Here is a 9338-nt window from a genome sequence, read left to right as displayed (position 1 = left end):
AATGATAAATTTACTAGCCACAGGTTTCAACCTGTGGTGATGATGACATGTTACACTACGGGTTAAAACCCGTAGCTAAAACTTAAAGTGTCGCAATATCTCCATAAAAAGACACTACTTATAACAAACCTAACTACTATAAATAAGAAAAATCCCTAGAGCAATAATCTCTAGGGATTGAAATAACTATATATTCTCTTTAGCTAAGTTAACTAATTCTACAAATGCATCATTATCATGGATAGCTAATTCAGATAACATCTTTCTGTTGATATCAACATTAGCTTGTTTTAAACCATAGATAAATTTGCTGTAAGAAAGTCCGTGTGGTCTTACACCAGCATTGATTCTTGTAATCCATAGTCTTCTAAAGTTTCTTTTCTTTTGTTTTCTATCTCTATAAGCATAGTTTAAAGATTTTAATACCTGCTCCGTAGCTGGTACATATAACTTACTCTTAGAACCAAAATAACCTTTAGCTAATTTTAATATCTTCTTTCTTCTTTTTCTTCTTCTATTACCTCGTGTAACTCGTGGCATTATATTTCCTCCTTAATCTTTCTCTCTATTCGTATGGTAATGCTCTTGCAATTCTTTTTTCATCTGCTTTAGCTGCTACTTCACCTTTTCTGTAGTTTCTCTTTCTCTTACTACTTTTTTTGCTCATTAAGTGCTTAGCAAAAGCTTTGGTCTTTTTGAATTTACCTGTTCCAGTCTTCTTAAATCTCTTCTTTACTGCTTTTCTTGTCTTCATTTTACCCATATCTATTTCCTCCTCTCGGTTATTTGCAACAATTACTACGAGATTACTTATCAGTTATTGGAGTAATAAACATTAACATATGTCTACCTTCCATACTTGGTCCACTAGATACTTGACCTAAATCTTTAACCTCTTCTGCAAACCTCTTCATTAAGTCATAAGCAATATCTTTATGTGCGATTTCTCTTCCTCGGAAGCGAATTCTAACCTTAACTTTATCTTTATTCTCTAAGAATCTTTTTGCCATATTAAGTTTAACATTGAAATCATGGTCTTCAATCTTTACACTCATTTGGACTTCTTTAACTTTCATAATGTTTTGATTCTTTTTAGCTTCTTTAGCTTTTTTAGCTTGCTCATATTTATACTTACCATAATCCATTATCTTACAAACTGGTGGCTTGGCTTGAGGAGCTACCTCTACCAAATCTAAAGCCTTCTCTTCAGCAATACTCAAAGCCTGTTTTAAAGGCATAATTCCTATCTGCTCACCATCATTACCAACAACTCTGATTTCGCGAGCACGAATTCGCTCATTAGTTCTTAAATCCGTACTAATTTTATATGCACCTCCTAAGATTTAAAAAAGAAAAAAGATGACCCATATGGTCATCCCGCTGACAGATTTAAACATGAAAATACCTTAATATCATAAATTAAAGCACTAATATGTCTAACTCTATTAACCCAAAGACTCTATTCTCTAGGTGAGAAGCGGATGACTTCTACTTTGTTTTCCTCTAACAGTATACTATATATTAAAAATTGTGTCAAGGAAAATTTATTAAGTTTAACTCTTATCAATAGTATATAATTTAGCCTATTAATATATGAATCAGAGAACAAAAATGTTCTCTGATTCTAAAAACTAACTATTGAATTTAAATTTATTCTTTATTCTTAATCTCTTCTACAACATCTTCTTTAAACTGCTCAACCTTAACAGCACCTCTATCACCTTCACGACGATGTCTAACAGATACTGTCTTATCTTCAGCTTCATTATCACCAACAATTAACATATAAGGAACCTGTTGGACCTGTGCTTCTCTAATCTTGTATCCAACCTTCTCTTGCCGGTCATCAACTTCAACTCTAACTCCCTCTTTAATCAATTGATCTTTAACCTGATATGCATAATCAATATGATTATCTGAAATTGGAATAACTTGCACCTGTACTGGAGCTAACCAAGTTGGCAAAGCTCCAGCATATTTTTCAATCAACATTGCTAATGTTCTTTCATAACAACCAATAGATGATCTATGAATAATAAGTGGGCGTTTTTTCTCATTATCTTTATCAATATAAGTCATATCGAATTTATCAGCTAAAGCAAAGTCGATTTGAACAGTAATTACAGTATCCTCTTTACCATGAACATTCTTAAATTGAACATCTAATTTAGGTCCATAAAATGCAGCTTCACCCTCTGCTTCTATATAATCAATCTCTAATTTATCAAGGATATTTCTCATCTGCTCTTGAGTGCTCTCCCAAGCTTTGGGATTATCAATATATTTACCTTTATTATTAGGGTCCCATTTAGAGAATCTATACCAGATATCATCTTTAATTCCTAGGGTATCCATCATGTAATTGATTAAGTCAACAACACCCCTGAACTCCTCTTCTAATTGTTCAGGAGTACAAATAATATGACCATCAGCAAGTGTAAACTGTCTTACCCGAATTAAACCATGCATCTCTCCAGAAGCTTCATTTCTAAATAATGTTGAAGTCTCAGCATACCTTACTGGAAGGTCACGATAACTTCTTTGCTTGGAATTATAGATCATAAACTGATATGGGCAAGTCATTGGACGAAGCGCTAATAAATCATCATCTTTTTCTTCCTCTCCTAGCACAAACATATCTTCTCTATAATGATCCCAATGTCCAGAAATTTTATATAAATCACTTTTTGCCATATAAGGAGTCTTAGTTAATTCATAACCTCTTCTCTCCTCTTCATCCTCTACAAACCTCTGTAAAGTTTGAATAACCTTTGCTCCTTTATGCATAATTAAAGGTAAGCCTTGCCCGATAGCAGGTGCAGTTGTAAAGTACTCTAACTGCCTTCCTAGCTTGTTATGATCACGCTGTTTAGCTTCCTCTAGTCTTTCTAAGTATTCCTCTAATTCATCCTTCTTATAAAAAGCAGTTCCATAGATTCTTTGTAACATCTTATTATTCTCATCACCTCGCCAATAAGCACCAGCTACACTTAATAGTTTAAAGGCATTATTCTTAAGCTTACCTGTTGATGGTAGATGAGGTCCACGGCATAAGTCTGTAAATTCAGCTTGAGTATATAAAGTTACAGTCTCATCATCTAGGTCTTCAATCAACTCTACCTTGTAATCTTCGCCTAGCTCCTTCATCACCTTAATTGCTTCTTCTTTAGAAACTACTTTTCTTTCAATCTCATTCTTTTCATTGATGATCTTCTTCATCTCTTTTTCTATCTTATCAAAATCTTCTTCCGATAATCTCTCTTCCAGATCAAAATCATAATAAAAACCATCATCAATTGTAGGTCCTATTGCCAACTTAACATCTTTATATAATCTCTTTACCGCTTGAGCCAAAACATGAGCAGCAGTATGACGATAAACCTCTAACCCTTCATCAGACCCAAGAGTAATCAGCTCTAAATCAACATCTTCTTCTATCTGATAAGAAACATCAACAGTCTCTCCATTAACCTTTCCTGCTATCGAAGCCCTTCCTAGTCGAGAACCGATATCAAAAGCAACATCTTTGACTGTAGTTCCTTGTTCATACCCCCGACTTGAACCATCTGGTAAAGTAACTTTTACTTGACTCATTTTTAATTCCTCCTTATATTTAGTGTGAGTGGTTAGTGCGAGTGTGAGAAAAACAACCATAAAGTAAAATTTAAGAGTGATAAAGCGACACTTTGTGTCAGTTGATAGTGGATAGTTAAAAGACTAAGAACTTCTGTTTAAATGGTTTTGAACTTAACTATCAATTATCAACTATACACTGAAGTAAAAAGCGTCTCAATATTTCCATTAAACTCCATTCTATAGTTATATGACCATATAAATAAATAACTCACACCCACACTGACACTCACACTTTTCTATTATAAAAACAAAAAAATCCCCATCTCTAAATTTAGAGACGTAGGATTCGTGGTTCCACTCTAATTAAATTTACACTACCCCTAAAGAAAATAGAGAATAGATAAATTTCACTCATTTTTAAGATAACGGCTTTTACCGGAGCACCCTAATACTAATCTTTAAGGTTCAGGTGTCAACTCAGAGGTGGTTTTCAGATAAATATTCTTAGGAGATTTCCAGCTGATAATCTCCATTCTCTGTTAAGAAAAGTTTAACTTACTCGTCCTCTTCATAGTTATTATTGTTATTAACTTATTAATAAGATTATAAATCTAATGAAATTTAATGTCAAGTTAAATTTAGAAATTAGCTACAATTAATGCTTGTCCAATTCCAACTATAAAGCCTAAAATGGCTCCTAAAACCTCAATATGCTTTAATTCCTTACTAGCAACTTCTAGTGCTAGCTCTTCTAATTCTTTCATCTCAAAATTACCAATCTCTGTTTCTACTAATTTAGCTATATCAACCTCATTTACAACCTTGTCTTTAAATTTATCCATAAGTTGATCAAGGTATGGATCTAAATCTCTATTAACCATCTCTTTTAAGAAGTTTATAATCATCACCTTAAAATTATCAGGAATAAATGGAGGTATCTTCTCTTCAGCCTTTTCATCAATTATTTTTACAATAGCCTCTTTAATATCATCTTTTACCTCTAGACCTGCTAATTCCCGTTCTAACTCTTCTTTAGGAAGTAAATCTTGTTCTACAATCTCTCCAACCTTTTTAGCCAACTCTTCACGCCTTTTTGGTAGTATTCCCTGTAATTTAAAATTTAGTAAAGGTATTTTAATAGGTTTATAGGGTTTAAAGAGTAGCTTGATAGCTAAATAATTGGTAATCCAACCGATTAATGCTCCAATAATCGGTAATAACAACAGTTTCCAAGTCATATATAATCCCCCGCCTTCTTATAAAATCAATTATAATTATACAATTTGATCTTTAATTTGACAAGGTCTTTATTCAGATTCATTCAAACTACCCATTTGACAATATTTACATCCTAAACAAATAGATATCTTATCAGTAAATACATTCTGTAAGGTCTTTAACAAGGAAATCGGCTCTTTAAAATGGAGAATAATCTCTTCTGGAGCAGAAGTAATTAAAGCACTAATCAATAAATCTTCATAATCCAATTCGCAATCGACCATATTTAAGATATGCTCATCTAAATATGTATTCTCAACAACCTTTTCATCTTCATCTAACAACTTAAAGTGACCATTATTAATCTTTACTACATGGATTAACTTATTTTTAGCCTCTTGACTATCTATAAAATACTTTAATAAGTGTATAAACTCTTCATACTCCTTTTCTACAATAAAATCTTCTACTGCTCTATCAATAGCAACTTCTAGTTCAGTTAAATAATCTCTTAATCTAAATCGAATAAAACCTTCCAGAGTAATCTCATTTGTCTCTTCTAAATAATCTAAAATCTCTAGTAAGATACGATTCTTACGTTGTATTTTAGAGATTATATCTTCTTCCTCCTTAGAGACCAAAAAATTCAATCTATCTATCGCCATCTTTAAGATATCTTTTTGTTCATTACTAGAAAAATCTCTATAGTTGCTCTTTAATATCTTCATCAATAACTCTTCTTCTAAATCATTGATTATTACATCTGATAAGACATTTGCAACATATTCTTTAAATATAGTAACAAGGTTATCTAATTCACCCTTAGCAAAAGAACATTTACAGGTAAATATACAGAGATCTCCATGACCAAACTCGTCTATTTCAATTATGATGCCATCCTCTTTTAAAAAATCTAATTCAAAGGTCAACCTCTCCTTTAGGCAATCTCTATAACGACTAGTACCTATTTCAATTATAGGCATTATACCACTCCCTTAAAAAATCAAATCTATAATATTATATGTTATTTTTAATACTTATATACTGCCATAAGAAATGGTATAAAAATTAGAAGAGATCAACCCTTTTATATTTTAAATCTTACTAATTAAATTCACTACTATCATATTTATCTAATAAAATTCATAAACTCTTTCTTTTCTCTTTTAGGTGCTTGAATTTTATCCTTTCCATTCTCAACTAACTTCATAAGCCAAGCCATATTCTGACCAAGTACTCTCATAATCTGCACCCCTTCTTTATCCTTTAAAGCTTGCCCAGGTCGTGTACCATGGATAACATTCCAGTAATTTGAAGTTGGCATCAGCATCTCTGAGTAATTAATATAATTATTCAATTGATTAAAAGTTGGCACTCCCCCTGAGCGTCTCACAGCTACAACTGTTGCCCCGACCTTATGCCTTAACATACTCCCATTAACACCTGTTACATAAAAAGCTCGATCTAAGAAAGATTTCATAGTCCCCGCGATTGCCGAATAATGTACAGGTGAACCTAAAAGTATTCCATCTGCTTCTTTCATCTTCTGAATCCACTGATTAACTTCATCCTTTGGTAGTACACATCTTTCATCTTTATTTTTAAAACATTGATTACAGTGAATACACCCTCTAATTGACTTGTTACCAACCTGAATAATCTCAGTTTCTATCCCTTCTTGAGTAAGCTCATCAGCAACTATTTTTAATGCATGGTAAGTGTTTCCTTCCTTATTAGGACTTCCATTAAAAGCTACTACTTTCATAAGTTATACCTCCAGTTATATCTAATATTTTTATCAATTTTTAAAATAATAATTTTAAACCTTAAAACTTTTCATAAAAGACAGTCTCTTTTAAAGGCTTTCTAGCTTGACTATGTCTATCAGATGATTTTTCTTCTCCTTGGGCATAACCTATAGCCAAAATATTAATAGGTTCAATATTTTCTGGAATATTAAACTCTTCTTTAATAATTTTTGGATCAAAATAACAGATCCATACACTCCCTAGCCCAAGCTCTGTAGCTTGCAACATCATATGATCAGTAACTATGCTAGCATCAATATCTGCCGTATCCATATTGTCAAAGGGTCTCTTCCAAGTCTTATCATGGTCGGCACAGACTATTATAGCTAAGGGTGCACCAAATATTTTGGACCCTTTATTGAGTTTATTTAATCCATCCTCTTGTTGTACTACAATCAAGCGCTGAGGTTGACCATTTGTAGCTGTAGGGGCAACTCTACCAGCTTCCAATATCTTAAGTAACTTCTCTTCTTCAACCTTTTTTGAGCTATATTTTCTTACAGAATATCTCTTCTTAGCCAGTTCTAAAAAATTCATAACTTTTCTCCCCTTTATATTATTTTTAATGGCTCTTCCACAACTTTTGTGAAAATTAAATTAGATTAATAACTGATATAAAGTACAAAGAGTCGATTATCAGGAGCCTGGAATCAGTGTATTAAATAAATTTAACCAATTCCAGATTCATGATTCCTAATTACTAAACTATTATAATTAGTGTTAATCACAAAGTTCATTGTTGAGCCCTTTTAATATATAACTTTATAATGAATAAACTGAAATTATTATGTAAAACTAACAAACCTACTAATAGCCTAACAAAATTACTGAAATTTTATTCACTTCAACTAACTTTAAACCAGTAAAATTAACTGTAACTTTTTTTATTACAATTAAACTAAAAAAATTACTGCATTTATAAACACTTAACTTTTATTGAAAAAATTATAAGCCCCTTACTTTGTCAATACGCTATAATTATATAGATTATATTTCTTTTTGTCAATAATTTTAAGGATAAAAAAGCATACTCTTTTGTTAGAGCATGCCCATAATTTGACCCATCTAAAATTAACATTTACCCCTTCTCAAGTAAAAAGATAGTTAACAGCTAGCTTAAACTGCTCATACATCTTAACCCCTTCAAGTTCACTCAAACTGTCAACTAAGCTCTGATAATACCATCTCTGCTTCTCATAACCTCTATTAAAGATAGTCCAGAGTTCATCACCAATCTCATCATAATCTCTAATCATACTTCTAATATTAGCTAATTTATCAGCACAAGCAATGTATTTCACATCGATATCAGCACTATCCTTCAAATAATTAATTGTATGTTCCTTTCTATCTTCCCAGGGAGTATTCTCTCTCCCTTCTAATTCTTCTGAGGCTCCTATAACTAATTTAGCTATTCTATCATTAAAGATACCTCTCAAATCCCCTTCAGTTAAATCAGTATCTTCAAGAGTATCATGTAATAAAGCAGCTGCTATTACATCTTCTTCAATATTATTTTCTTGAAGAATCATAGCAACTTCTACAGGATGTATAATATAAGGAGTCTCTTCTTTTCCTTTTCTCATATCTCCATAATGGGCTCTAGCACCTACTTCTAAAGCTTTAGCTATTAATTTATTTTTGTTTAATTTTATAATCTCAATCAACCTCCTTATTATAAAATTGACTTTATATCCCTTGTCTAGCTTATTTACTATACTTCACTAAAATAATCAATTTTCCTTTTATCATACTATTACTTTTGGATTCCAATCTTTATACTTCCACAAAAAATAAAAAAACACTCCTAATTGAGTGTTGTAATTAATGGTGGGGATAAGCGGTCTCGAACCACTGACCTCTACGATGTCAACGTAACGCTCTCCCAACTGAGCTATATCCCCATGTATTTAGTTGATAGTGTACGGTGTATAGTTTACAGTTAAAGTCTTTCACTTCTTAATGTTTTGAACTTAACTGTTCACTGTCAATTGTAAACTGTTAACTGATTTTTAGTGGTACCGAGGGTCGGACTCGAACCGACACGGGAGTTAAATCCCACCGGATTTTAAGTCCGGTGCGTCTGCCTATTCCGCCACCTCGGCATAATATTAGTTGACAGTGTATAGTGTACAGTTTACAGTTAAGACCTTAAAAGCTTTTGAACTTAACTGTCAACTATCAACTGTTAACTATTTTTAATGGAGGCGGCACCCAGATTTGAACTGGGGAGTAAAGGATTTGCAGTCCTCTGCCTTACCACTTGGCTATGCCGCCATACTTTTTTTGAAAAAATAGTTAAAGATGCGACGGTCTCGATGACCTAGCATTAAAAACTATCTTGCGTATTTAAATCAAGATTTTCGATGGAGCGAAAGACGAGATTCGAACTCGCGACCTTCTCGTTGGCAACGAGATGCTCTACCAGCTGAGCTACTTTCGCATAGTCTTGAAATGGTGGCAAAACCCGGACTTGAACCGGGGACACGAGGATTTTCAATCCTCTGCTCTACCGACTGAGCTATTTCGCCTTGAAAAGATAATTTACAATTTACAGTGTACAATTTACAATTAAGTTCAAGATCTTAATGCTCTTGATTTTAATCGTCAACTGTCAATTGTACATTGTCAATTGAATTTAAAATGGCGAGGATGACGAGACTCGAACTCGCGACCTCCGGCGTGACAGGCCGGCGTGGTAACCAACTCCACCACATCCCCACATTGATAGTTGAC

Annotated in this window: 9 protein-coding genes, 6 tRNA genes and 1 other annotated feature; all 15 genes read right to left on the bottom strand. The window is 32.9% G+C overall.

Features of this window, described 5'->3' with window-relative positions:
* Positions 1-186 precede the first annotated feature (186 nt).
* Positions 187-540: a 50S ribosomal protein L20 gene (rplT, locus tag ACTCDL_RS11770; RefSeq protein ID WP_463176721.1), complete on the bottom strand. Its 354-nt coding sequence runs from the start codon at positions 538-540 to the stop codon at positions 187-189.
* Between the two features lie 25 nt (positions 541-565).
* Positions 566-763 (bottom strand): 50S ribosomal protein L35, encoded by a 198-nt coding sequence (rpmI, locus tag ACTCDL_RS11765; RefSeq protein ID WP_463176718.1) that lies wholly within the window; start codon positions 761-763, stop codon positions 566-568.
* Between the two features lie 43 nt (positions 764-806).
* On the bottom strand, positions 807-1277 hold the full coding sequence (infC, locus tag ACTCDL_RS11760; RefSeq protein WP_463176727.1) for a translation initiation factor IF-3: 471 nt from the start codon (positions 1275-1277) through the stop codon (positions 807-809).
* Positions 1278-1650: 373 nt separating this feature from the next.
* Positions 1651-3594: a threonine--tRNA ligase gene (gene thrS / locus ACTCDL_RS11755; RefSeq protein WP_463176715.1), complete on the bottom strand. Its 1944-nt coding sequence runs from the start codon at positions 3592-3594 to the stop codon at positions 1651-1653.
* Between the two features lie 312 nt (positions 3595-3906).
* Positions 3907-4157 (bottom strand) — a binding site (T-box leader).
* A 57-nt stretch (positions 4158-4214) separates the two neighbouring features.
* Entirely contained in the window at positions 4215-4814 is a 600-nt protein-coding gene (locus ACTCDL_RS11750; RefSeq protein WP_463176713.1) for a DUF445 domain-containing protein, read from the bottom strand.
* Positions 4815-4883: 69 nt separating this feature from the next.
* The gene (gene ytxC / locus ACTCDL_RS11745) at positions 4884-5777 is read right to left on the bottom strand and encodes a sporulation protein YtxC (protein ID WP_463176711.1); all 894 of its coding nucleotides are present in this window, start codon (positions 5775-5777) and stop codon (positions 4884-4886) included.
* 146 nt (positions 5778-5923) lie between these two features.
* Positions 5924-6559, bottom strand: a complete 636-nt coding sequence (locus ACTCDL_RS11740) for a flavodoxin family protein (protein ID WP_463176707.1) — start codon at positions 6557-6559, stop codon at positions 5924-5926.
* Positions 6560-6620: 61 nt separating this feature from the next.
* Positions 6621-7139, bottom strand: a complete 519-nt coding sequence (locus ACTCDL_RS11735; RefSeq protein ID WP_463176705.1) for a nitroreductase family protein — start codon at positions 7137-7139, stop codon at positions 6621-6623.
* Positions 7140-7690: 551 nt separating this feature from the next.
* Complete coding sequence (locus tag ACTCDL_RS11730; RefSeq protein ID WP_463176703.1) at positions 7691-8269, bottom strand: HD domain-containing protein; 579 nt, start codon at positions 8267-8269, stop codon at positions 7691-7693.
* Between the two features lie 161 nt (positions 8270-8430).
* Positions 8431-8506, bottom strand: a tRNA-Val gene (locus ACTCDL_RS11725).
* 112 nt (positions 8507-8618) lie between these two features.
* Positions 8619-8707: transfer RNA gene (locus ACTCDL_RS11720), tRNA-Leu, on the bottom strand.
* A gap of 97 nt (positions 8708-8804) precedes the next feature.
* A tRNA-Cys gene (locus ACTCDL_RS11715) sits at positions 8805-8879 on the bottom strand.
* Between the two features lie 90 nt (positions 8880-8969).
* Positions 8970-9045: transfer RNA gene (locus tag ACTCDL_RS11710), tRNA-Gly, on the bottom strand.
* Between the two features lie 12 nt (positions 9046-9057).
* Positions 9058-9133 (bottom strand) — tRNA-Phe (locus ACTCDL_RS11705).
* 113 nt (positions 9134-9246) lie between these two features.
* Positions 9247-9323 (bottom strand) — tRNA-Asp (locus ACTCDL_RS11700).
* Positions 9324-9338 lie beyond the last annotated feature (15 nt).

The sequence above is a fragment of the Orenia sp. genome (assembly GCF_055140805.1).
This window is presented reverse-complemented; position numbering and strand designations above follow the sequence as displayed.